At 64.0% G+C, this 21,241-nt stretch carries 23 protein-coding genes; 2 read left to right on the forward strand and 21 right to left on the reverse strand.

Annotated elements, in window-relative coordinates; translation table 11 throughout:
- The 18 genes from V6U71_RS10270 to V6U71_RS10355 all read right to left on the reverse strand — a co-directional run bounded on the left by V6U71_RS10270 (position 1) and on the right by V6U71_RS10355 (position 16,413).
- Complete coding sequence (locus tag V6U71_RS10270; RefSeq protein WP_411342149.1) at positions 1–804, reverse strand: biotin--[acetyl-CoA-carboxylase] ligase; 804 nt, start codon at positions 802–804, stop codon at positions 1–3.
- Entirely contained in the window at positions 726–2,156 is a 1,431-nt protein-coding gene (gene nuoN / locus V6U71_RS10275; protein WP_411342150.1) for an NADH-quinone oxidoreductase subunit NuoN, read from the reverse strand. The genes V6U71_RS10270 and nuoN overlap by 79 nt, the downstream gene beginning before the upstream one ends.
- Positions 2,153–3,682 carry an NADH-quinone oxidoreductase subunit M gene (locus V6U71_RS10280; RefSeq protein WP_411342340.1) on the reverse strand — a complete coding sequence of 510 codons (1,530 nt, stop codon included), beginning with the start codon at positions 3,680–3,682 and terminating at the stop codon, positions 2,153–2,155. The genes nuoN and V6U71_RS10280 overlap by 4 nt, the downstream gene beginning before the upstream one ends.
- 26 nt (positions 3,683–3,708) lie before the next feature.
- On the reverse strand, positions 3,709–5,757 hold the full coding sequence (gene nuoL, locus V6U71_RS10285) for an NADH-quinone oxidoreductase subunit L (protein ID WP_411342151.1): 2,049 nt from the start codon (positions 5,755–5,757) through the stop codon (positions 3,709–3,711).
- Positions 5,758–5,761: 4 nt separating this feature from the next.
- Complete coding sequence (nuoK, locus tag V6U71_RS10290) at positions 5,762–6,067, reverse strand: NADH-quinone oxidoreductase subunit NuoK (RefSeq protein ID WP_003051614.1); 306 nt, start codon at positions 6,065–6,067, stop codon at positions 5,762–5,764.
- Positions 6,064–6,675, reverse strand: a complete 612-nt coding sequence (locus V6U71_RS10295) for an NADH-quinone oxidoreductase subunit J (protein WP_411342152.1) — start codon at positions 6,673–6,675, stop codon at positions 6,064–6,066. The genes nuoK and V6U71_RS10295 overlap by 4 nt, the downstream gene beginning before the upstream one ends.
- Before the next feature lie 12 nt (positions 6,676–6,687).
- Positions 6,688–7,176 carry an NADH-quinone oxidoreductase subunit NuoI gene (gene nuoI / locus V6U71_RS10300; RefSeq protein ID WP_054587889.1) on the reverse strand — a complete coding sequence of 163 codons (489 nt, stop codon included), beginning with the start codon at positions 7,174–7,176 and terminating at the stop codon, positions 6,688–6,690.
- Positions 7,173–8,216: an NADH-quinone oxidoreductase subunit NuoH gene (gene nuoH, locus V6U71_RS10305; RefSeq protein WP_411342153.1), complete on the reverse strand. Its 1,044-nt coding sequence runs from the start codon at positions 8,214–8,216 to the stop codon at positions 7,173–7,175. Before nuoH ends, nuoI begins: the two co-directional genes overlap by 4 nt.
- Before the next feature lie 130 nt (positions 8,217–8,346).
- A complete protein-coding gene (nuoG, locus tag V6U71_RS10310; RefSeq protein ID WP_411342154.1) occupies positions 8,347–10,359 on the reverse strand; it encodes an NADH-quinone oxidoreductase subunit NuoG in 2,013 nt (670 codons plus the stop codon).
- Positions 10,352–10,723 (reverse strand): hypothetical protein, encoded by a 372-nt coding sequence (locus V6U71_RS10315; RefSeq protein WP_411342155.1) that lies wholly within the window; start codon positions 10,721–10,723, stop codon positions 10,352–10,354. Before V6U71_RS10315 ends, nuoG begins: the two co-directional genes overlap by 8 nt.
- Positions 10,720–12,009 carry an NADH-quinone oxidoreductase subunit NuoF gene (gene nuoF, locus V6U71_RS10320; protein WP_411342156.1) on the reverse strand — a complete coding sequence of 430 codons (1,290 nt, stop codon included), beginning with the start codon at positions 12,007–12,009 and terminating at the stop codon, positions 10,720–10,722. Before nuoF ends, V6U71_RS10315 begins: the two co-directional genes overlap by 4 nt.
- A gap of 106 nt (positions 12,010–12,115) precedes the next feature.
- Complete coding sequence (locus V6U71_RS10325) at positions 12,116–12,784, reverse strand: complex I 24 kDa subunit family protein (protein WP_411342157.1); 669 nt, start codon at positions 12,782–12,784, stop codon at positions 12,116–12,118.
- Positions 12,777–13,004 (reverse strand): hypothetical protein, encoded by a 228-nt coding sequence (locus V6U71_RS10330; protein WP_411342158.1) that lies wholly within the window; start codon positions 13,002–13,004, stop codon positions 12,777–12,779. Before V6U71_RS10330 ends, V6U71_RS10325 begins: the two co-directional genes overlap by 8 nt.
- Positions 13,004–13,309 (reverse strand): nuclear transport factor 2 family protein, encoded by a 306-nt coding sequence (locus tag V6U71_RS10335; protein WP_054733273.1) that lies wholly within the window; start codon positions 13,307–13,309, stop codon positions 13,004–13,006. The genes V6U71_RS10330 and V6U71_RS10335 overlap by 1 nt, the downstream gene beginning before the upstream one ends.
- 23 nt (positions 13,310–13,332) lie before the next feature.
- Complete coding sequence (locus V6U71_RS10340) at positions 13,333–14,550, reverse strand: NADH-quinone oxidoreductase subunit D (protein WP_173585685.1); 1,218 nt, start codon at positions 14,548–14,550, stop codon at positions 13,333–13,335.
- A gap of 35 nt (positions 14,551–14,585) precedes the next feature.
- Positions 14,586–15,488 (reverse strand): NADH-quinone oxidoreductase subunit C, encoded by a 903-nt coding sequence (locus tag V6U71_RS10345; RefSeq protein ID WP_411342159.1) that lies wholly within the window; start codon positions 15,486–15,488, stop codon positions 14,586–14,588.
- On the reverse strand, positions 15,488–16,042 hold the full coding sequence (locus V6U71_RS10350) for a NuoB/complex I 20 kDa subunit family protein (protein WP_411342160.1): 555 nt from the start codon (positions 16,040–16,042) through the stop codon (positions 15,488–15,490). The genes V6U71_RS10345 and V6U71_RS10350 overlap by 1 nt, the downstream gene beginning before the upstream one ends.
- A complete protein-coding gene (locus V6U71_RS10355) occupies positions 16,039–16,413 on the reverse strand; it encodes an NADH-quinone oxidoreductase subunit A (RefSeq protein ID WP_054587898.1) in 375 nt (124 codons plus the stop codon). Before V6U71_RS10355 ends, V6U71_RS10350 begins: the two co-directional genes overlap by 4 nt.
- Before the next feature lie 221 nt (positions 16,414–16,634).
- Here V6U71_RS10355 and V6U71_RS10360 point away from each other — a divergent pair, with 221 nt between their 5' ends.
- Entirely contained in the window at positions 16,635–17,117 is a 483-nt protein-coding gene (locus V6U71_RS10360) for a YbjN domain-containing protein (RefSeq protein WP_411342161.1), read from the forward strand.
- 102 nt (positions 17,118–17,219) lie between these two features.
- Positions 17,220–17,693, forward strand: coding sequence for a YbjN domain-containing protein (locus V6U71_RS10365; RefSeq protein ID WP_411342162.1), 474 nt, complete (start codon positions 17,220–17,222; stop codon positions 17,691–17,693).
- A gap of 1 nt (position 17,694) precedes the next feature.
- Here V6U71_RS10365 and V6U71_RS10370 read toward each other — a convergent pair whose 3' ends face one another.
- From V6U71_RS10370 to V6U71_RS10380, 3 genes are all read right to left on the reverse strand, one after another.
- Positions 17,695–18,513, reverse strand: a complete 819-nt coding sequence (locus V6U71_RS10370) for an inositol monophosphatase family protein (RefSeq protein WP_054587900.1) — start codon at positions 18,511–18,513, stop codon at positions 17,695–17,697.
- A 41-nt stretch (positions 18,514–18,554) separates the two neighbouring features.
- Positions 18,555–19,118: an elongation factor P gene (gene efp, locus V6U71_RS10375; protein WP_192645519.1), complete on the reverse strand. Its 564-nt coding sequence runs from the start codon at positions 19,116–19,118 to the stop codon at positions 18,555–18,557.
- A 110-nt stretch (positions 19,119–19,228) separates the two neighbouring features.
- The gene (locus V6U71_RS10380) at positions 19,229–21,187 is read right to left on the reverse strand and encodes an OPT family oligopeptide transporter (protein ID WP_411342163.1); all 1,959 of its coding nucleotides are present in this window, start codon (positions 21,185–21,187) and stop codon (positions 19,229–19,231) included.
- Positions 21,188–21,241: the final 54 nt, after the last annotated feature.

A 21,241-nucleotide genomic window follows, 5' to 3' on the forward strand; every position in this document is an offset into this window, starting at 1 on the left:
TCAATTCCCTCCCGTTGCGGGCCGTTGCAGTTCGACGTCCCCCGCGTGGATCAGCATGACCTCCCCGTCGGCGCGGCGCAAGCGTAGCGCGCCGTCGGGCGCCAGCCCGTCGAAGCTGCCGTCGATCCCCTGCTCCGATACGCGGAGCGGCGTCCCGACCGGGTGGCCTTGCGGCAGCCAGGCGCGGACGATGCTGTCGACACCCTCCTGCCGCCATGTCCATAACGTATCGACCATCGCGATCGCCAAGGCCTCGGCGAAGCGATCGCGGTCGAGCACTGCGCCCTTGGCGGCGAGCGCCGCCGTCGGGCGATCGGGCAGCTCGGGCGCGGCGACCAGATTGACGCCGATCCCGATCACCACCGCATTGCCCGTGCGCTCCATCAATATGCCGGCGCATTTGGCGCCGTCGACGAGCAGGTCGTTCGGCCATTTGAGCTGGGCGTCGAGCCCGGGCGCCATCGCCGTCACCGCCTTCGCCAAGGCGATCCCCGCGACCAGCGCGAGCGTCGCGGGCGACGGATCGCCGGCGGTCAGGTGGACGACGGTCGAGCCCATGAAATTGCCCTGTCCGTCGTTCCATCCGCGGCCCAGGCGGCCGCGTCCGGCGGTCTGGCGCTCGGCGACAAGCCAGTGGCCTTCGCCGACATGTTCGCCGCCCGCCAGTCGCGCCAGCAGGTCGGCGTTGGTCGAACCTGTCTGCGCTACCCGCTCGATCGGGGGGATCAGAACAGCACCGACGCAGCGCCCGCCGAAGCGATCGCCAGCATGGGAATGAACAGATAGCCGATCACCGATAGCCACAGCGCGCTGACCGCGACGATCGTACCCTCGACGACATTGCCGCCGCCGGTCACTTCGACGTCCGACTTGTCGTCGAAGTACATCGTCTTGATGATCGCGATATAATAGAAGGCGCCGATCACCGAAGCGACGATACCGGCAACCGCGAGCGGCACGAGATTGGCGTTCACTGCAGCCTCGAAGACCAGATATTTCGGCCAGAAACCGAAGAGCGGCGGGATGCCGGCAAGGCTGAACAGGAAGACCGCCATCGCCGCAGCAAGCCCCGGGCGGCGCTGCGACAGGCCGGCGAGCGCCGGGATGCTTTCGACCTGATTGCCCTCTGCATCGCGCAGTTGCAGCACCACGAGGAAGGCGCCCAGCGTCGTCACGACATAGACGAGCAGATAGGTCAGCACGCCCTCGACCCCCTGCTGGGTCCCGGCAGCAAGGCCGATCAGCATGAAACCGACATTGTTGATCGACGAATAAGCGAGCAGGCGTTTGATATTCGTCTGCCCGATCGCGCCGACCGCGCCGAGAATGATCGAGGCGAGCGCGAGGAAGATGACGATTTGCTGCCACGCGCCGACCGCGGGGCCCATCGCGTCGATCACCACGCGCGTCATCAGCGCCATCGCCGCGACCTTGGGGGCGCTGGCGAAGAAGGTCGTCACCGGGGTCGGAGCGCCTTCATAGACGTCGGGAGTCCACATGTGGAACGGCACGGCGCTGATCTTGAAACCCAGACCCGCGAGCACGAATACGATGCCGAAGATCAGCCCGATATTCATCTCGCCGCCCATCCGCGCCGCGATACCCGCAAAATCGGTGGTCCCCGAAAAGCCGTAGAGCAGCGAAATGCCGTAGAGCAGCATGCCCGACGCCAGCGCGCCGAGGACGAAATATTTGAGCCCCGCCTCGCTCGACCGATCATCGGTGCGCATGAAGCTGGCGAGCACATAGGCGGCGAGGCTGTTGAGCTCGAGCCCGACATACAGCGTCATCAGGTCGCGCGACGACGCCATGATGCCCATGCCGAGCGCCGCGAACAGGATCAGCACCGGATATTCGGCGCGCATGCCGCTGGTGAAGAAGCGCGGCGCGACGAGGATGCAGACAAAGCTCGCAGCATAGATCAGCAGCTTGGCGAAACCGCCGAAACCGTCGACCGACAGCGTGCCCGAAAAGACCGTCGCGTTGACGCCAAACAGCGCCACGACCGCGGCAGCGGCGGCAGCGAGCGTCAGCAACGACGCCCCCTGATACAGGCCGACCTGCCGGTCACCCGCGAAGGTGCCGAGCATCAGGGTGATGAGCCCGCCGATCGTCAGGATCAGTTCGGGCCAGATGAGCGCGAGATCGGCGGTCATTGGACGCCTCCCGCATGGCTCGATCCGTGGGCGGCTTCGCCTTCATGCGCCTTGGCCGCCTTCGGCTTGGCTGCGGCAAGATGCGCATCGCCGGCGGGCTTTGCCGGGGCAAGCCGTGCGACGACCGTCGTCACGTCGCCGCGCATCGGGGCGAGGAAGCTTTCGGGATAAACGCCCATCCACAGCGCCACGGCGGCAAGCGGCGCCATGATCGTCCATTCGCGTGCGGTCAGGTCGGGCATCGCCTTCACATCGTCCTTGGTCAGTTCGCCGAACACGACGCGGCGGTAGAGATAGAGCATATAGGCGGCACCGAGGATGATGCCGGTGGTGCACACGAACGCCACGACGCTCGACGCTTCGTAAATGCCGAGCAGGCTCAGGAATTCGCCGACGAAGCCCGACGTGCCCGGCAGGCCGATCGACGCCATGGTGAACAGCATGAAGAACAGCGCATAGGCCGGCATGTTCACTGCGAGCCCGCCGTAGCGGTCGATCTCGCGCGTGTGGAGCCGGTCGTAGATCACGCCGACGCAGAAGAAGAGCGCCGCCGAAACGACGCCATGGCTGAGCATGATGATCAGCGCGCCTTCGATCCCCTGCTGGTTGAACGCGAAGAGGCCCGCAGTGACGATCGCCATATGCGCGACCGACGAATAGGCGATGAGCTTCTTCATGTCGTTCTGCACCAGTGCGACGAGGCTGGTATAGACCACCGCCACCATCGACAGCGCGAAGACGATCCACATGAGCTGCGCCGAGGCATCGGGGAACATCGGCATCATGAAGCGCAGGAAGCCATAGGCGCCGAGCTTCAGGAGCACGCCAGCGAGGATCATAGAGCCGGCGGTCGGCGCCTGCACATGCGCGTCGGGAAGCCAGGTATGGACGGGCCACATCGGCATCTTGACCGCGAGGCTGGCGAAGAAGGCGAGCCAGAGCCAGGTCTGCATCTCGACCGGGAAATTATAGGCCAGCAGCGTCGGGATGTCGGTCGTGCCCGCTTCGCGGATCATTGCGATCATCGCGACAAGCATCAGCACCGAGCCGAGCAGCGTGTAGAGGAAGAATTTGAACGCCGCATAGATGCGGTTCGCGCCGCCCCAGATGCCGATGATGAAATACATCGGGATCAGCCCGGCTTCGAAGAAGATATAGAACAGCAGCAGATCCTGCGCGCAGAACACCCCGATCATGATCGTTTCCATGATCAGGAACATCGCCATGTAGAGGCCGACACGTTGCTTGATCGCATCCCAGCTCGCAAGGATGCAGAGCGGCATCAGGAAGACGCTAAGCATGATCAGCATCAGCGCCATGCCGTCGATGCCGAGCGCCCACTGGAAACGCCCGAACAGGTCGGCGCGTTCGGTGAACTGCCACTGCGCCCCGCCGATGTCGAACTGCGCCCAGAGGATGCAGCCGAGCACGAAGTCGACCAAGGTCGCGGCGAGCGCGATCATCCGCGCATTGCGGTCGCCGGCATAGATGCAGAGGACGGCCGCGACGAGCGGCACCGCGAGCATCAGCGAAAGGATGGGAAGACCGCCGCTCACAGGAAATTCACCATGGCCCAGCTGGCGAGGCCGACAAGACCGAGCAGCATCACGAACGCATATCCATAAACATAACCCGATTGCAGCCGGACCGCGAGCCGGGTCCCCCCTTGCACAAGCGCCGCGGCGCCATCGGGACCGAAGCGGTCGATGGTGCCTTCATCCCCGCGCTTCCAGAAGAAGCGGCCGATCGCGAAGGCGGGCTTCACGAAGAGGAAGTTATAGAGCTCGTCGAAATACCATTTGTTGTACAGGAACTGGTGCAGCAGCTTGAACTGCGCCACGAAGCGCCCCGGCAGGCTGGTGTTGCGGATATAGCTGTTCCACGCGAGGAACAGGCCGATCGCCATCACCGTAAACGGCGTCCATTTGACCCAGGTCGGCACCTCGTGCGCGGCGTGCATCAGATGCTCGTCGAACGCGATGCTGCCCTTCCAGAAGGCAAGGCCTTCCTCGGGATAGATGAACGGGTGCGCAAAGACGAAGCCCGCGAACACGGCGCCGATCGACAGGACGATCAACGGGATCAGCATCGGGAACGGGCTTTCGTGCGGGTGATAACCCGCCGTGCCGTCGCCCGAATGCGCATCATGGTGGTGATCCTCGTGCGCCGCATGACCGTGGTCGCCATGGCCGTGACCATGGTCGTCATGCACCGCGTGCTGGATATGCTCGCTCTGCTCCCAGCGCGGCTTGCCGTAGAAGGTCAGGAAAACGAGCCGCCACGAATAGAAGCTGGTGAGCAGCGCCGCGAAGATACCGACCCAGAAAGCGATCTGACCGCCGCCGCCGGCAGCGAACGCCGCCTCGAGGATGCCGTCCTTCGAGTGGAAGCCGGCAAAGCCCGCGACGCCCGCGATGCCGACGCCGGTGATTGCCAGCGTGCCCGCCATCATCGCCCAGAAGGTGATCGGGATATGCTTTCTGAGGCCGCCGTAATAGCGCATGTCCTGCTCATGGTGCATCGAATGGATGACCGAGCCCGCACCGAGGAACAGCAGCGCCTTGAAGAAGGCGTGCGTGAACAGGTGGAACATCGCCGCGCCATAAGCGCCGACGCCCGCGGCGAAGAACATATAACCGAGCTGCGAACAGGTCGAATAGGCGATGACGCGCTTGATGTCCCACTGCGTCGTGCCGACCGTCGCGGCGAACAGGCAGGTCGCGGCGCCGACGAAGGTGACGACGCCGAGTGCGATCGGCGCGGTCTCGAACATCGGCGACAGGCGGCAGACCATGAAGACGCCCGCAGTGACCATCGTCGCGGCGTGGATCAGCGCCGACACCGGGGTCGGGCCCTCCATCGCGTCGGGAAGCCAGGTGTGGAGGCCGAGCTGCGCCGACTTGCCCATCGCGCCGACGAACAGCAGCAGACAGAGGATCGTCATCGTGTCGAGGCGCATCCCCATGAAAGTGATGGTGCTGCCCGCCATGCCCGGCGCAGCGGCCAGAATCTCGGGGATCGACACTGTGCCGAACACCAGGAAAGTGCCGAAGATGCCGAGCATGAAGCCAAGGTCGCCGACGCGGTTGACGACGAATGCCTTGATCGCCGCGGCATTGGCGCTCGGCTTCTTGTACCAGAAGCCGATGAGCAGGTAGGACGCGAGACCGACGCCTTCCCAGCCGAAGAACATCTGGACGAGGTTGTTCGCGGTCACGAGCATCAGCATCGCGAAGGTGAAGAGCGAGAGATAGGCGAAGAAGCGCGGCTGGTCCGGGTCTTCCTCCATATAGCTCCAGCTATACAGGTGGACGAGCGCCGACACCGTCGTGATCACGACGAGCATCACCGAAGTCAGCGTGTCGACGCGGAGTTCCCAGTTGAACTGCAGCGCGCCCGACGACACCCAGTGCAGCACCGGCGTCACCCCGGCTTCGCCCGTTCCCGCCACGAAGGACAAGAAGATCGGCCAGCTAAGCGCACAACTGATGAACAGCGCGCCCGTGGTAACGATTTTCGACGCGAACGGGCCGATGACCCGCTGGCCGAGCCCTGCGACGAGCGCCGCGAGCAGCGGCAGGAAAACGATCGCCTGGATCACCGGCTTACCCCTTCATCCGGTTGGCATCGTCGACGGCAATGGTGCCGCGGCCGCGGAAATAGATAACGAGAATGGCAAGACCGATCGCCGCTTCACCTGCAGCCACGGTCAGCACGAACATCGAGAACACCTGCCCGACGAGATCGCCCAGCGCCGCGCTGAACGCGACGAGGTTGATGTTCACCGCCAGCAGGATGAGCTCGATCGCCATCAGGATGACGATGATATTCTTGCGGTTGATGAAGATGCCGAGCACGCCGAGCGTGAACAGCACCGCCGAAACGGCGAGATAATGGCCGACCGAAATCACAGCTCAACCCCCTGCCCGGTGCCCGGATCGACAAGGCGCGTCGCATCCTCGGGACGGCGCCGGTTCTGCGCCGAGACATTCTGGATACGCACTCCCCCGCGGGTCCGATGCGTCAGCACGATCGCGCCGATCATCGCAACGAGGAGAACGATGCCCGCCGCCTCGAACAGGAAGATATAGCGCGTATAGAGCAGTTCGCCGATCTGCTGGATATTGCTCTTGTCGCTGACGACGGGCGCCACACGTGCAGCCAGGTCGACCCCGCCCGCCTGCCAGGCGCCGACTGCGAAGACCAGCTCCGCCGCAAGGATGATCGCGACCAGCGCGCCGAGCGGCAGATAGCGCACGAAACCGGCGCGCAGTTCGGCGAAATCGATGTTCAGCATCATCACGACGAACAGGAACAGCACCGCGACGGCGCCGACATAGACGATGACGAGCAGCATCGCGATGAACTCGGCGCCCGCCAGCAGCATCAGACCCGCCGCGTTGAAGAAGGCGAGGATCAGCCACATGACGCTGTGGACCGGGTTGCGCGCGAAAATCACCATCGCCGCCGAGGCGATGACGATGGTCGCAAAAAGATAGAAGGCAAAGAGCTGGATCATGTGCGCGCGCCCTTATCGATAGGGCGCGTCGGCGGCAAGATTCGCCGCAATCGCGCGTTCCCATTTGTCGCCGTTGGCGAGCAGCTTGGCCTTGTCATAGAGCAGCTCCTCGCGCGTTTCGGTCGCGAATTCGAAGTTCGGCCCCTCGACCACCGCATCGACCGGGCACGCTTCCTGGCAGAAGCCGCAATAGATGCATTTGGTCATGTCGATGTCGTAGCGCGTCGTGCGGCGCGAACCGTCGTCGCGCGGCTCGGCCTCGATCGTGATCGCCTGCGCCGGGCACACCGCTTCGCACAGCTTGCACGCGATGCAGCGTTCCTCGCCGTTCGGATAACGGCGCAGCGCATGCTCGCCGCGGAAGCGCGGCGACAGCGGGTTCTTCTCGAACGGATAATTGATCGTCGCCTTCGGCTTGAAGAAATATTTCAGCGTGAGGGCATGCGCCTTCACAAACTCCCACAGCGTGAAGCTTTTTACGAGATGGGCGACGTAACTCATGAATACCTCGTCAGCATCAGATAGCCGGAGATCAGGAAGATCCAGAGAAGCGAAATCGGCAGGAAGATTTTCCAGCCCAGCCGCATCAGCTGGTCATAGCGGTAACGCGGGACGGTCGCCTTGACCCAGCTGAAGACGAAGAAGAAGAACAGGATCTTCGCGAACAGCCAGATGATGCCGGGAACGGCATAGAGCGGCGCCCAGTCGACCGGCGGCAGCCAGCCACCCCAGAACAGCACCGCGTTGAGCGTGCACATCAGCAGGACGTTGGCATATTCGCCGAGCCAGAAGAGCGCGAAGCTCATCGACGAATATTCGGTCTGATAGCCCGCGACGAGCTCCGATTCCGCTTCGGTCAGGTCGAACGGCGCGCGCGCGGTCTCGGCGAGCGCCGAGATGAGGAACATCACCGCGAGCGGGAAGAGCAGCAGGTTGAAGCCGAAGGCGTTGACGAAGCCGAGCCCGTGCCCCTGCTGCGCCTTGACGATCTCGTTCATGTTGAAGCTGTCGGCAAACAGCACGACGCCGATCAGGATGAACCCGATCGAGACTTCATAGCTGATCATCTGCGCCGAAGCGCGAAGGGCCGAAAAGAAGGGATATTTCGAGTTCGACGCCCAGCCCGACAGGATCACGCCGTACACGCCGAGCGACGACACCGCGAGGATGTAGAGCAGCCCGACGTTGATGTCGGCGAGCACCGCGCCCGAATTGAACGGGATCACCGCCCACGCAAGCAGCGCGACCGTGAAGGTGATAATCGGCGCGATCAGGAACAGACCCCGGTTCGCCGAACTCGGGATGATCGTTTCCTGCAGGAACACCTTCAGCCCGTCGGCAAAGCTCTGCAGCAGGCCGAAGGGGCCGACGACGTTCGGACCGCGGCGCAGCGCGATCGCCGCCCAGATCTTGCGGTCGGCATAGATGATCATCGCGACCGCGAGCATCAGCGGCAGCGCGATGAGCAGGATGCCGCAAATCGTCGCGACGCCCCATGCCCATTCATAGGACATGCCAAGGCCCTGGAAGAATTCGGTCATCGGCCCGCTCCGTCCTGATTCCGCCAATTGTTATGCGGCCCGGGTTTCTTCGACCGAGGCGGATTGAAACCGCGCCACACCGAATAGCCCATCCCGGCCAGCAGGACGCTGGCGATCGCATGTGCGGCGGTCATTCTGCGGCCTCCGCATAATCGCCGCCGTGGAGCAGTTCGTCCGAGCAGCGCTGCATCGTCGGCGACGCGCGGCAGATGGCGTTGGTGAGGTAGAAATCCTTGATCGGCGACGGGATCGCGCGCGCCTCGGGCTTGGCGGGCAGCTTGGGCACCGTCCAGCCGTAACCGGCAAGCCCTTCGACGCCCAGCGCCGGCACCGCAGCGATCATCGCCGCGCGGCATTCGGCAAAACTGTCGAAGCCGACCGACACGCCGAGCGCATCGGCAAGCGCCCGGAAAATACTCCAGTCCTCGCGCGCGTCGCCCGGCGCGAACACCGCCTTTTCGCTGCGCTGGACGCGGCCTTCGGTGTTGACCGTCGTAAAGTCCTTTTCGGTCCACGCGGCAGCCGGCAGGATGACGTCGGCGGCATGGGCGCCCTTGTCGCCGTGGTGGCCGACATAAACCTTGAACGTGCCGGGCAGCGCCGCGAAATCGACCTCGTCGGCGCCGAGGAAGAAAGCGAGCTTCGGCTTCGCCGCGATCACGTCCTTGATGCCGCCGGGCAGGCCGTAGCCGAGCATGAGCGAACCCATGCGCGCGGCCGAGAAATGGACGACATTGTAGCCGTTCCAGCCGTCCTTGACCGCATCGACCGTCTTGGCGAGCGCAAGGCCCGCGCCATGAACGCCGGGCACCGACAGCGCGCCGCCGCCGAAGATCAGCATCGGCCGCTCGGCGCCCTTGAGCGCGTCGGTGACATGCTTCGGCAGCTTCGCAACAAGCGACGCGTCGTCGCCGAGCCATTCGGTCTTGTAGGTGAGATCGGTTCCGGGGCCGATCGCGAAGACCTTGGCGCCCTTCTTCCACACCGCCTTGCGGATGCGGGTGTTGATCAGCGGCGCTTCCCAGCGCAGGTTCGTGCCGACGAGCAGGATCACATCGGCATTTTCAGCCTCGGCGATCCCGGTGTTGAAATTGACCGCCGACAGGCTGGTGACGTCGTAATCGAGCCCGGTCTGACGCCCTTCGAGCAGATTGCCGCCAAGTGCGGTCACCAGCGCCTTCGCCGCAAACATCGTCTCGCAATCGGCGAGGTCGCCGGCAATCGCGGCGACCGACGAACCGGCATTCACCGCCTTGATCGCGTCGAACGCCTCGGCCCAGCTCGCTTCGACAAGCTGACCGCCCTTGCGGACATAAGGCCGGTCGAGGCGGCGGCGGATCAGCCCGTCGACATGGTGGCGCGTCTTGTCGCTCGCCCATTCCTCGTTCACGTCGTCGTTGACGCGCGGCAGGACGCGCAGCACCTGACGGCCGCGCGCGTCGATGCGCACATTGGTGCCGACCGCATCCATCATGTCGATGCCCAGCGTCTTGGTCAGTTCCCACGGCCGCGCTTCGAAGGCATAAGGCTTGCTGGTCAGCGCACCGACCGGGCACAGGTCGACGACATTGCCCGATAGCTCGCTCGCCACCGCGCGTTCGAGATACGACGTGATCTGCATATTCTCGCCGCGATAGATCGCGCCGATGTCTTCCACGCCCGCGACTTCCTCCGCAAAGCGAACGCAGCGCGTGCACTGGATACAGCGGGTCATCACCGTCTTGACGATCGGACCCATATATTTCTCGGTGACCGCACGCTTGTTCTCGTCATAGCGCGTCGCGCCGCGGCCATAGGCGACCGACTGATCCTGCAGGTCGCATTCGCCGCCCTGATCGCAGATCGGGCAGTCGAGCGGGTGGTTGATGAGCAGGAACTCCATCACGCCCTCGCGGGCCTTTTTCACCATCGGGCTGTCGGTCTTGATGATCTGCCCCTCGGCGGTCGGCAGCGCGCACGATGCCTGCGGCTTCGGCGGCCCCGGCGCGACCTCGACGAGGCACATGCGGCAATTGCCGGCGATCGACAGGCGTTCGTGGTAACAGAAGCGCGGGATTTCCTTCCCGGCCATCTCGCACGCCTGCAAGACGGTTGCGCCCTGCGGGACGTCGAGTTCTACGCCATCTACGGTGACTTTAGGCATTTTTTTTCACCAGTTTATCAATGTCGCTTGTGTCGTTGATAGCTTCAAACTGATCGTCGGGGACATAGCCCCTGCCCCCACTTTTCTGATCAGCGGCGGCAGCCTTTTCATAGCTGTCGCAGGCAGCAATTATCCGCCGTTCAAGCTTGGCCCAGCGAGGTTTGGCCGTCGGAAGCAGAGCTTTCCGGTTAGCCTTTGCCTTCGCAAAGTTCAGCAAAAACCCGTGGTCACCCGTTTCCGACGCGACCTTGTAGCTGCACTGCGCCCACGCTCGAGCCTTCGCGCTGACTGGAACGCAAGCTTGAGCGGCCGTAGCAGCCACAACACAGGCAACCGTGAAAAGCGCTGTTGCAAAATGCCTCACTCCGCCGCCTCCAGCGCGCCGCCATTCTCGCGAATGCGGCGTTCGATTTCGGGGCGGAAATGCTTGATCAGGCCTTGGATCGGCCACGCCGCGGCGTCGCCGAGCGCGCAGATGGTGTGGCCTTCGACCTGCTTGGTGACGTCGAACAGCGTATCGATCTCGCTGATGTCGGCGTCGCCGGTGCGCAGCCGCTCCATCACGCGCCACATCCAGCCGGTGCCTTCGCGGCACGGCGTGCACTGGCCGCAGCTTTCATGCTTGTAGAAATAGCTGATGCGGCTGATCGCCTGGACGACGTCGGTCGACTTGTCCATGACGATCGCGGCGGCGGTGCCGAGCCCCGAACCGACGGCTTTCAGCCCGTCGAAGTCCATCGGCGCGTCCATGATTTCGGCCGCGGGGACGAGCGGTACCGACGACCCGCCGGGGATCACCGCGAGCAGATTGTCCCAGCCGCCGCGGATGCCGCCGCAATGCTTGTCGATCAATTCGCGGAAGGTGATCCCCATCTCTTCCTCGACGACGCACGGGCGCTCGACATGGCCCGAGATCTGGAAGAGCTTGGTGCCCTTATTGTTTTCGCGCCCGAAGGAAGCGAACCACGGCGCGCCGCGGCGCAGGATCGTCGGGACGACCGCGATCGATTCCACGTTGTTCACCGTCGTCGGGCAGCCATAGAGGCCCGCACCCGCGGGGAACGGCGGTTTCAGGCGCGGCTGCCCCTTCTTGCCTTCGAGGCTTTCGATCATCGCGGTCTCTTCGCCGCAGATGTACGCGCCGGCGCCGCGGTGGACGAAGACATCGAAGTCGTAACCCGATTTCGCCGCATTCTTGCCGAGCAGGCCGGCGTCATACGCCTCCTGCACCGCAGCGAAGAGCGTCTCGGCCTCGCGGATGAACTCGCCGCGGATATAGATGTACGCCGCGCGCGCGCGCATCGCATAGCCCGCGATCAGCGCGCCTTCGATCAGCTTATGCGGATCGTGGCGGATGATTTCGCGGTCCTTGCACGATCCCGGTTCGGATTCGTCGGCGTTGATGACGAGGAAACTCGGGCGGTCGGCGCGCGGCTCCTTCGGCATGAAGCTCCACTTGAGCCCGGTCGGGAAGCCCGCACCGCCGCGGCCGCGCAGGCCCGATGCCTTGATCTCCTCGATGATCGCGTCCTGGCCGCGCTTCATCAGGTCTTTCGTCTTGTCCCAATCGCCGCGCGCCTGCGCGGATTTGAGGTTCCACGGCTGGAAGCCGTAAAGATTGGTGAAGATGCGATCCTTGTCGGCAAGCATGGCGTCTACTCACCCTTTCCCTTGCCGGCCTGCCGTGCGGCAAAGACAGCGATAAATATGACGGCGACCCCCATGAAGGCGGCGCCCAGCGCGATCCAGACCGCCATTACCAGTCCTTCCGGTAATCATGGTTGGCCTTGACCATTTCCTTCAGCGTCGTCGGGCCGCCTTCGGGCTCGCTCGTGTGACGCTTCGGGTTCTGGGGGCCGGTCTTGGGCTGCTTGCCCGCCGCGAGATCGTCGAGGATGCGCGACATGCTGTCGAAATCGAGGTCCTCGTAATTGTCGTCGTTGATCTGGACCATCGGCGCGTTGGTGCAGGTGCCCATGCACTCGACCTCGGTCAGCGTGAACAGGCCGTCGGGCGTCGTCTTGCCCTTGACCATGCCGCGGTTCTTGCACGCCGCCATCACATCGTCCGACCCGCGCAGCAGGCACGGCGTCGTACCGCAGACCTGCACATGATAGCGGCCGACGGGGACGAGGTTGTACATGGTATAGAAGGTCGCGACTTCGTAAGCGCGGATATAAGGCATATCGAGGCCTGCCGCGACATATTCGATCACCGGCACGGGCAGCCAGCCCTGCGTCTGCGTCTCGGCGCCGACCTGCCGCTGCGCGAGATCGAGCAGCGGCATCACCGCCGAGCGCTGGCGTCCCGCGGGATAGCGGGCGATGACCGCCTTCGCCTTCTCGGCATTCTCCGCCGTCCACGCAAAGGCGCCCCAGCGCGCGCGGACTTCGGCTTCATCGGGGATTTGGGGTGCGTCAGCCATGCAAATTACCTGATTCCGTTTTACGGCCTGCCCATTTCAAATAGAGCAGACGCCCGGCCAATCCCACTACGGCCAGCATAGCCAGCACTTTACCGGCGCCGATAATCCACCGGGCCGCTTCATTGGCTCCGGGTTCGCGGACGCCGAACGCCCATTGCATCGCCCAGAAGAAGACAAAGCCAACGGCGGCCCATCTAAGATATTTGGAGGTATCGGCCATCAGCGGACAAACTCCACACGCGACACCTTGTCGCCTTCAAAACTATAGATCGACATGACCTCGAACGGGTCGGCCTCCGGCGAGCGGGCGACCTTTTCATGCAGGACGACGAAGTCGCCCAGCGTGTAACCCGACAGGATATCGGCGCGGTTCTGAGGAAATTCGGCGAACATCGCCTTCAGCCCCTCGCGCACGCCTTCCTTGCCGTCGCGAACGACCGCGCCGCGATAGCCAGCTTCGGCCGCGTCGTCGGTCATCAGCGCGACATAGGCGTCGGCATCCTGCGCATTGTAATGCGCGATCATCGTCTCGGCGATTGCCAGCCTGCTCACCGGTCGCACTCCCCGAACACGACGTCGATCGCGCCGATGATGGCGGTGGTGTCGGCGAGCATGTGGCCCTTCGACATCATGTCCATCGCCTGCAGGTGCGAAAAGGCCGTCGGGCGGATCTTGCAGCGGTACGGCTTGTTGGTGCCGTCGCTGACCAGATAGACGCCGAACTCGCCCTTGGGGCTTTCGGTCGCGACATAAACCTCGCCCGCCGGGACGTGGAAGCCCTCGGTATAGAGTTTGAAGTGATGGATCAGCGATTCCATCGACTGCTTCATCTCGCCGCGCTTCGGCGGCACGACTTTGCGGTCGAGGCTGGCGATCGGACCGGCCGGCATCTCGTTGATGCATTGCAGGATGATGCGCGCCGACTGATAGACTTCCTGCACGCGGACCATGAAGCGGTCGTAGCAGTCGCCGCGCGTGCCGACGGGAATGTCGAAGTTCATCTTGGCATAGGCGTCATAGGGCTGCGACTTGCGCAAATCCCACGCGATACCGCTGCCGCGGATCATCGGGCCGGAGAAGCCCCAGGCCAGCGCGTCTTCCTTGCTCACCGTCGCGATATCGACATTGCGCTGCTTGAAGATGCGGTTGTCGATGACAAGGCTCATCGCGTCGCCGAACAGCTTCGGCAGCCGCTTTTCGCACCATTCGCCGATGTCGTAGAGCAGCTTTTCGGGCACATCCTGATGGACGCCGCCCGGACGAAAATAGGCGCTGTGCATCCGCGCGCCCGAAGCGCGCTCGAAGAAGTTGAGGCAATCCTCGCGCAGCTCGAACACCCACAGGTTCGGGGTCATCGCACCGACATCCATGACGTGCGACCCGATGTTGAGCATATGGTTGCAGATGCGCGTCAGCTCGGCGAACAAGGTCCGCAGATATTGCGCGCGATCGGGGACTTCGAGGTCGAGCAGCTTCTCGATCGCAAGCACATAGCTATGCTCCATCCCGAGCGGCGAGCAATAGTCGAGCCGGTCGAAATAGGGCAAAGCCTGCAGATAGGTCTTGTACTCGATCAGCTTTTCGGTGCCGCGATGCAGCAGCCCGACGTGCGGGTCGACGCGCTCGATGATCTCGCCGTCGAGCTCCATCACCATGCGCAGCACGCCGTGCGCCGCAGGATGCTGCGGGCCGAAGTTGATCGTGTAGTTGGTGACGACCTGATCGCCGGCGGTATCCGCCGTATCGACCGGATAGCCCTCGAACATGTCGCTGCCGTGGTGCTTCACATAAGGAGAGTCGGTCATGCGTCACCTCCCGTCTTGGGCTTGCGCGGCGCGCGCGGCTTGGCGGGCGCTTTCTCGGCCTTGGCGGTCGCGGGCGTTTTGGCGGCCTTGGTCGCCGGCTTTGCCTTCGCGCCGTCGCGGCTCGTCTTGGCGGCCTTCAGGTTGGTCTTCGCCCCTGCCCCGGTATCGGCCGGCTTTTCGGTCGTCTTCGGGGTCGGCGGCGGCGGCGCTTTCGCCTTGTCGTCGGCCTTCTTGACTTCGGCGGCGGTCATCGGCGTCGGCGCGCCCTTGCCCGGCGCTTCGCCGGTGCCGCCGGCCTTTTCGTCGCCGGGCAGCACATAGTCGGCGCCCTCCCACGGGCTCAGGAAGTCGAAATTGCGGAAATCCTGCGCCAGCTTCACCGGCTCATAGACGACGCGCTTGTCCTCTTCGCTGTACCGGAGTTCGATATAACCGGTGAGCGGGAAGTCCTTGCGCTGCGGATGCCCCTGGAAACCATAGTCGGTCAGGATGCGGCGGAGGTCGGGGTTGCCCGCGAACAGCACGCCGTACATGTCGAACACTTCGCGTTCGAGCCAGCCGGCGACCGGCCAGACCGGCACGATGCTCGGCACCGGCGTCGCCTCGTCGGTGCAGACGCGCACGCGCAGACGGTGATTCTTCGTCACGCTGAGCAGGTGATAGACGACCTCGAAGCGCTCGGCGCGATCGGGATAGTCGACCCCGGCGATTTCCATCAGCGACTGATATTCGAGATTGTCGCGCAGCGCGATCATCACGCCGGCCACCGCTTCGCGGCGCACCGTGATGCTGTCCTCGCCGACCGTGAAGACATGCTCGATCAGATCGGTGCCGAGCAGCTTTGCGAGCGCAGCGCCAATGCCGTCGCGGGGCGCGATCAGGGGAGCGGGACTGGCCATCAGCGTTCGATCGTCCCGGTGCGGCGGATCTTCCGCTGCAACTGCATCACGCCGTACAGCAGCGCCTCGGCGGTCGGCGGGCAGCCGGGGACATAGATGTCCACGGGCACGATGCGATCGCAGCCGCGCACCACCGAATAGCTGTAGTGATAATAGCCGCCGCCATTGGCGCAGCTACCCATCGAAATGACGTACTTCGGGTTCGACATCTGGTCGTAAACCCGGCGGAGCGCCGGCGCCATCTTGTTGCACAGCGTCCCCGCGACGATCATCACGTCCGACTGACGCGGGCTGGCGCGCGGCGCGGCGCCGAAGCGCTCCATGTCATAGCGCGGCATGTTGACGTGGATCATCTCGACCGCGCAGCACGCGAGGCCGAAGGTCATCCACCACAGCGAACCGGTCCGCGCCCAGTTGAACAGTTCCTCGGTCGAGGTGACGAGAAAGCCCTTGTCGCCGACTTCGCTATTGAGGTCGTCGAAGAAGTTCTGGTCCGGGTTCGTACCGGGCGCAACCGGCATCTGGCCGGGCATGATGATGCTGGAAGTGCTCATTCCCAATCCAACGCGCCTTTTTTCCACGCGTACACAAGGCCGAGCGTGAGTTCGGCGAGGAAAATCATCATCGTGGCCCAACCGGCCCAGCCGATCTCCTCGAGGCTAACCGCCCACGGGAAGAGGAAGGCCGCTTCAAGGTCGAAGATGATGAAGAGGATCGCGACAAGATAGAAGCGCACGTCGAACTGGCTGCGCGCATCCTCGAACGCGGGGAAACCGCATTCATATTCGGTGAGCTTCGCCGGATCGGGCTGGTGCGCACCGGTCAGACGGGCGACGCCCATCGGCAGAAAAACGAAGGCCGCCGACAATCCGACCGCAATGGCCAGAAAGATCAGGATCGGCAAATATTGCGTCAGGTCGACCATGGGGGCGCGCAGTCCTGTGTTGCTGACGCTCTTGTGGCGCCGTTCTTGCGGGGCGCTTTAGGCCAGCAAGTCGCACCTCGCAAGCGCTGCGGGCGCGAAATTCGCATCATTATGATCAAAAGCACAGGAGCGGGTGGCGGCGGGCGCTATCGCTGTGTTACGCCTTCCGCAGGGGTCGGCCTTCCGGGCAACCAGCGCCCGGCTTCGAATGGGGAGTTTTCATGCAAAAACATATCTTGCGGACGGCACTGGCACTGGGCGCAGCAAGCGTGATCGCGGCGACTCCGGCGCAGGCGGAACTGGTCAACGCCCAGAACCCGGCGACGATCAAGACGATCCTCGAGTCGCAGGGCTGGCCCGCAACGCTGATCCAGAAGGACGGCGACGATCCCTATATCGAAAGCAGCCGCAACGACATGAAGTTCTTGGTGATCTTCATGAACTGCACCGACAACAAACGGTGCAAGACGATCCAATATTATATGGGCTTCAACGACGCGAAGGACCTCGCGCTGACCCGGCTCAACCAGTGGAACAAGGACAAGCGCTTTGCCCGCGCCTACAAGGACGATGAAGGCGATCCGGTGCTCGAAATGGACGTCGATCTCGACTTCGCCGGCATCCCGCGCGAGAATGTCGGCGAAAGCCTCAACACCTGGGCATCGCTGATGGACAGCTTCCGCGAGTTTGTTTTCGAAAAATAGGTCGATCCGCCGCTCCCGGCGGGCCCCCGGATGACGCTGGTCAACATGCCCTGGCTGCGATAGGGCTGGCGTCGATCGGGTCGCGCCGTCGGGGGAAATTGCATGTCATCGATCAAACGCCTGTCCGCGCTTGCCCTTTCGGCCGCGCTTTTCGCCGCCGTGCCCGCCGGTGCGCAGACGATACTCGCCGACCCCGCCTCGATCACCGCCGCGTTGAAAGGCCGCAGCATGCCGGTGACGCAGGAAAAGGACGACGAAAACAATCCGGTCCTGCAGACGCAGTTCGGTGATGGCGCGAAATTCACCATCTACTTCTATGGCTGCACCGACGGATTGAAGTGCAGTTCGCTGCAATTCCACACGCTTTACAGCGGCAGCAATGCGACCGTCGACAAGATGAACCAGTTCAATCTCGATCGCCGGTACGGGCGCGGCGTGATCGAAAGCAACGGCGATGCCGGACTGCGGATGGATTTCAACTTCGCCGCGGGCGGCATGTCGAAGGCGCTGTTCCTCGACAATGTCGACCTGTGGGACGAGTTGATGTCGGTCTTTTCCGAATCCATCTACGAATAGGTCAGGCGTTGCGGAGCGCGCCCGCGACCAGTTTCTGCAGCTTCGAGTGCACGGCGCCGCTGCCGGCGATATATTCGCTGCGCTCGATCGCACGGTCGCCGCCGCGATAATCGCTGACGAAACCGCCGGCTTCGCGCACCAGCAACATGCCCGCCGCGACGTCCCAGACCTGAAGGTCGCTTTCCCAGAAGCCGTCATAGCGGCCCGCCGCGACCCATGCGAGGTCGAGGCTGGCGGCGCCGAAACGGCGGATGCCCGCAACCTCGGGGGCGACCGCACCGAAAATGCGGCTCCACTGCGCCATATTGCCATGGCCCATATAGGGGATGCCGGTGGCGATCAGGCATTCGTTGAGGTGGCGGCGCGACGACACGCGCAGGCGGCGGTCGTGCAGCCAGGCGCCGCGGCCGCGCTCGGCCCAATAGCTTTCATCGGTCACCGGCTGGTAGATCAGCGCCGAGGTGACATCGCCCCAGCCGCCGCCGGGCTTCGGTTCCTGCACCGCGATCGAGATCGCGAAATGCGGAATGGCGTGCAGGAAGTTCGACGTGCCGTCGAGCGGATCGATGATGAAGCGCGGTTTGCCCGGCTCGCCCTCGATCACCCCGCCCTCTTCGAGCACGAAGCCCCAGCCCGGGCGGTCGCGGGTCAGTTCGTCGTAAAGCGTACGCTCGGCGGCCTGATCGGCTTTCGATACGAAATCCGCCGGACCCTTTTGCGAGACTTGCAAATGCTCGATCTCGCCGAAATCGCGGCGCAGCTTCGTACCCGCCTTGCGCGCGGCACGTTCCATGACGGTGATGATGCCCGATACGGCCATGTCAAATCTCCACCCGCCCGAATTGCGGGCGGTGATTTCAGTTAGTCGGCGCGGCGAACATATTCGCGGTCGTACACATGCACGACGATCTTGGTCCCGCTGGTGATGTGCGGCGGCACCATCACGCGCACGCCATTGTCGAGGATCGCGGGCTTGTACGACGATGACGCCGTCTGGCCCTTCACCACCGCATCGGCCTCGACGATCGTCGCTTCGATCGTTTCGGGGAGTTCGACCGAAATCGGGCGTTCTTCCCAAAGCTCGAGCACGACGTCCATGCCGTCCTGCAGGAACTCGTGCGCCTCGCCGACGACATCCTTGCCGATGTTGATCTGTTCGAAGCTGTCCTTGTCCATGAACACCAGATCGTCGCCCTCGGCATAGAGGAACTGGAAATCCTTGGTGTCGAGGCGGACCTTTTCCACCGTGTCGGCGCTGCGGAAACGGTTGTTGAGCTTGCGTCCGTCGATCAGGTTCTTGGCTTCGACCTGCATATAGGCGCCGCCCTTGCCCGGCTGGGTGTGCTGGATCTTGGTGACCTTCCAGATGCCGCCTTCATATTCGATAATATTGCCGGGACGGATTTCAACGCCGGTGATTTTCATCGCGCACACTCGCTACACAAGGATGGAAAGAGCCGCCGGCACGCATCCGCATGCCGGTCACAGGAGCGCGCCTTTAGCCGCGCCGGCGTCGAAGGGCAAGCGGTGCGTGGTTACACCGTCGTCGTGACCGCCTTGCGCGTCCGCGCATAGCTGAGCGCGATCAGCCCCGCGAACAGGCCAAGGCCGACGAAGATCGACGGGATGTGGAAACCGTCGCCGACCACCGCCAGCGGCGCGTCGCTGTCGGTCGCGTAGACGAGGCCGGCATAAAAGACGCCGAACAGGCTTTCGCCGACGATCAGGCCCGTCGCGGTCAATACGCCCATACGATGCGCAAAGCCGGGATTGGCGCGGCCTGCGGCCCAGCGGTCATAGAACCAGCCCAGCACGGCGCCGACCACCACGGGCAGGATAACCGCCATCGGCAGATAGATGCCGATCCCGATCGCCAGCGGCGGCAGCCGCAGCTTGCCCGCGCGGCCCAGCAATTCGTCGACAAGGATAAAACCGACACCCGCCAGCGCGCCGTAGCCGAGCATCGTCCAGTTGAGATCGCCGCCGAGCACGCCCTTTGCCAACGACGAAATCAGCCCCGCCTGCGGCGCCGCGAGGGCATTGGGCCCTGCCCCGGGCACACCGACGAAGCCCAGCGTCTCGTTGAGGACGTTGAGCACCGGCGGCACGACGAGCGAGCCGAAAAAGACGCCGATGATCAGCGCGACCTGCTGTTTCCACGGCGTTGCACCGACGAGCTGGCCGGTTTTGAGGTCCTGCAGATTGTCGTTCGAGATCGTCGCGATGCCGAACACGACGCCGGTGACGATCAGCGCATAGGCGACCATCGCCGCGCTCGCTTCCTCACCGCCGCCGCGCCCGAGAAGCCCGACGAGCAGCAACGACGAGGCGATGATAGCGAGGATGCCGATGCCCGACACCGGCGAGTTCGACGCGCCGATCAGCCCCGCCATATAGCCGGTGACCGAAGCGATCATCAGGCCGATCACCACGACGAAGACCAGCGCGCCGGCGACAAGGATCGCCGCCGAACCGGCGAGCGGTCCGCCGGCAAGAATCGACCAGAGCAGCCAGGCGATCGGGACAAGTACGAGGAGCGAGCCGCCGAACACCCAGCCGATCGGGATGTCCTGTTCGCCGACCGCGAGCACGGTACCGGCGTGGCGCGCCTTGCTTGCGGCCATGGCGGAGCGAATCCCGCCGATCACCGGGCCGGCGATCTTGATCAGCGTCCAGATCGCCGCCACCGCGATCACCCCGGCGCCGAAAAAACGGACGTCGGAGCGGAACACCGTATTCGCCAGCGTTTCGGCGTCGCCGCTTCCGCCTTGCGTCAGGATCGGCAGCAGCACCCACCAGCCGGTAATCAGTCCGACGAGCTGCGCCATACCGACGGAAAGGCCCACCAGATGGCCGACGCCGACCAGCGCGAAACCCAGTCCGCCCGCAACGCCCGTCGCGCCGGCACTGACCGAAAACCATTTCGACACTTCGCCCGCCGCGACCTTCATCTGCGTCAGCAAGGTAAATCCGGCCGCGACGAGGCTGTTCCACAGCAGGGCCGACAGTCCGGCCTTGTTCTCCGCTGCCCCCTCGGCGCTCGCGGCACCGACCTGCAGCACTTCGGCGGCGGCGCGGCCTTCGGGATAAGGCAGGTCGGCATCGACGACGAGCGCGCGGCGCAGCGGGACCGAGAAGAGCACACCGAGGATGCCGCCGAGCATCGTGATCGCGGTCGTCTCGAGCAGCGGAAAGCCTTGCCAGTAACCGACCATGACCAGCCCCGGCAGCACGAAGATGATCGCTGCCAGCGTCCCCGCCGCGCTGGCGATCGTCTGGACGATATTATTCTCGAGGATCGTCGCCCCGGTCATGAAGCGCAGCAGCGCCATCGAAATGACCGCGGCGGGAATCGAGGTTGCAAAGGTCAGCCCGACCTTCAGCCCCAGATAGACATTCGCCGCGGTGAACATCAGCGTCAATATGCCGCCGAGCACGATCGCGCGCAGCGTCAGTTCGCGCATTCCCGTTGTCGGCTTGCTGGCTTCGGTCATCGGTTATCTCCCCGTCCGCTGTCTTGCGGGGCCCCGCGCCCGACGCAAGCGAAA

This window comes from Sphingopyxis sp. J-6, assembly GCF_046603995.1.
Lineage (GTDB): Bacteria > Pseudomonadota > Alphaproteobacteria > Sphingomonadales > Sphingomonadaceae > Sphingopyxis.

Bases quoted from the DNA above. Each gene is read 5' to 3' on its own strand.
- V6U71_RS10330 (WP_411342158.1), bottom strand. From the start codon at position 13,004: ATGGCCGATACCTCCAAATATCTTAGATGGGCCGCCGTTGGCTTTGTC.
- V6U71_RS10340 (WP_173585685.1), bottom strand. From the start codon at position 14,550: ATGTTCGAGGGCTATCCGGTCGATACGGCGGATACCGCCGGCGATCAG.
- V6U71_RS10355 (WP_054587898.1), bottom strand. From the start codon at position 16,413: ATGGTCGACCTGACGCAATATTTGCCGATCCTGATCTTTCTGGCCATT.
- V6U71_RS10370 (WP_054587900.1), bottom strand. From the start codon at position 18,513: ATGGCCGTATCGGGCATCATCACCGTCATGGAACGTGCCGCGCGCAAG.
- V6U71_RS10280 (WP_411342340.1), bottom strand. From the start codon at position 3,682: ATGCTCGCGGTGCCGCTCGTCGCGGCCGTCCTCTGCATCTATGCCGGC.
- nuoF (WP_411342156.1), bottom strand. From the start codon at position 12,009: ATGCTTGCCGACAAGGATCGCATCTTCACCAATCTTTACGGCTTCCAG.
- V6U71_RS10325 (WP_411342157.1), bottom strand. From the start codon at position 12,784: ATGGCTGACGCACCCCAAATCCCCGATGAAGCCGAAGTCCGCGCGCGC.
- nuoN (WP_411342150.1), bottom strand. From the start codon at position 2,156: ATGACCGCCGATCTCGCGCTCATCTGGCCCGAACTGATCCTGACGATC.
- V6U71_RS10360 (WP_411342161.1), top strand. From the start codon at position 16,635: ATGCAAAAACATATCTTGCGGACGGCACTGGCACTGGGCGCAGCAAGC.
- nuoH (WP_411342153.1), bottom strand. From the start codon at position 8,216: ATGACCGAATTCTTCCAGGGCCTTGGCATGTCCTATGAATGGGCATGG.
- V6U71_RS10350 (WP_411342160.1), bottom strand. From the start codon at position 16,042: ATGAGCACTTCCAGCATCATCATGCCCGGCCAGATGCCGGTTGCGCCC.
- efp (WP_192645519.1), bottom strand. From the start codon at position 19,118: ATGAAAATCACCGGCGTTGAAATCCGTCCCGGCAATATTATCGAATAT.
- nuoI (WP_054587889.1), bottom strand. From the start codon at position 7,176: ATGAGTTACGTCGCCCATCTCGTAAAAAGCTTCACGCTGTGGGAGTTT.
- V6U71_RS10295 (WP_411342152.1), bottom strand. From the start codon at position 6,675: ATGATCCAGCTCTTTGCCTTCTATCTTTTTGCGACCATCGTCATCGCC.
- V6U71_RS10365 (WP_411342162.1), top strand. From the start codon at position 17,220: ATGTCATCGATCAAACGCCTGTCCGCGCTTGCCCTTTCGGCCGCGCTT.
- V6U71_RS10335 (WP_054733273.1), bottom strand. From the start codon at position 13,309: ATGATCGCGCATTACAATGCGCAGGATGCCGACGCCTATGTCGCGCTG.
- nuoG (WP_411342154.1), bottom strand. From the start codon at position 10,359: ATGCCTAAAGTCACCGTAGATGGCGTAGAACTCGACGTCCCGCAGGGC.
- V6U71_RS10380 (WP_411342163.1), bottom strand. From the start codon at position 21,187: ATGACCGAAGCCAGCAAGCCGACAACGGGAATGCGCGAACTGACGCTG.
- V6U71_RS10345 (WP_411342159.1), bottom strand. From the start codon at position 15,488: ATGGCCAGTCCCGCTCCCCTGATCGCGCCCCGCGACGGCATTGGCGCT.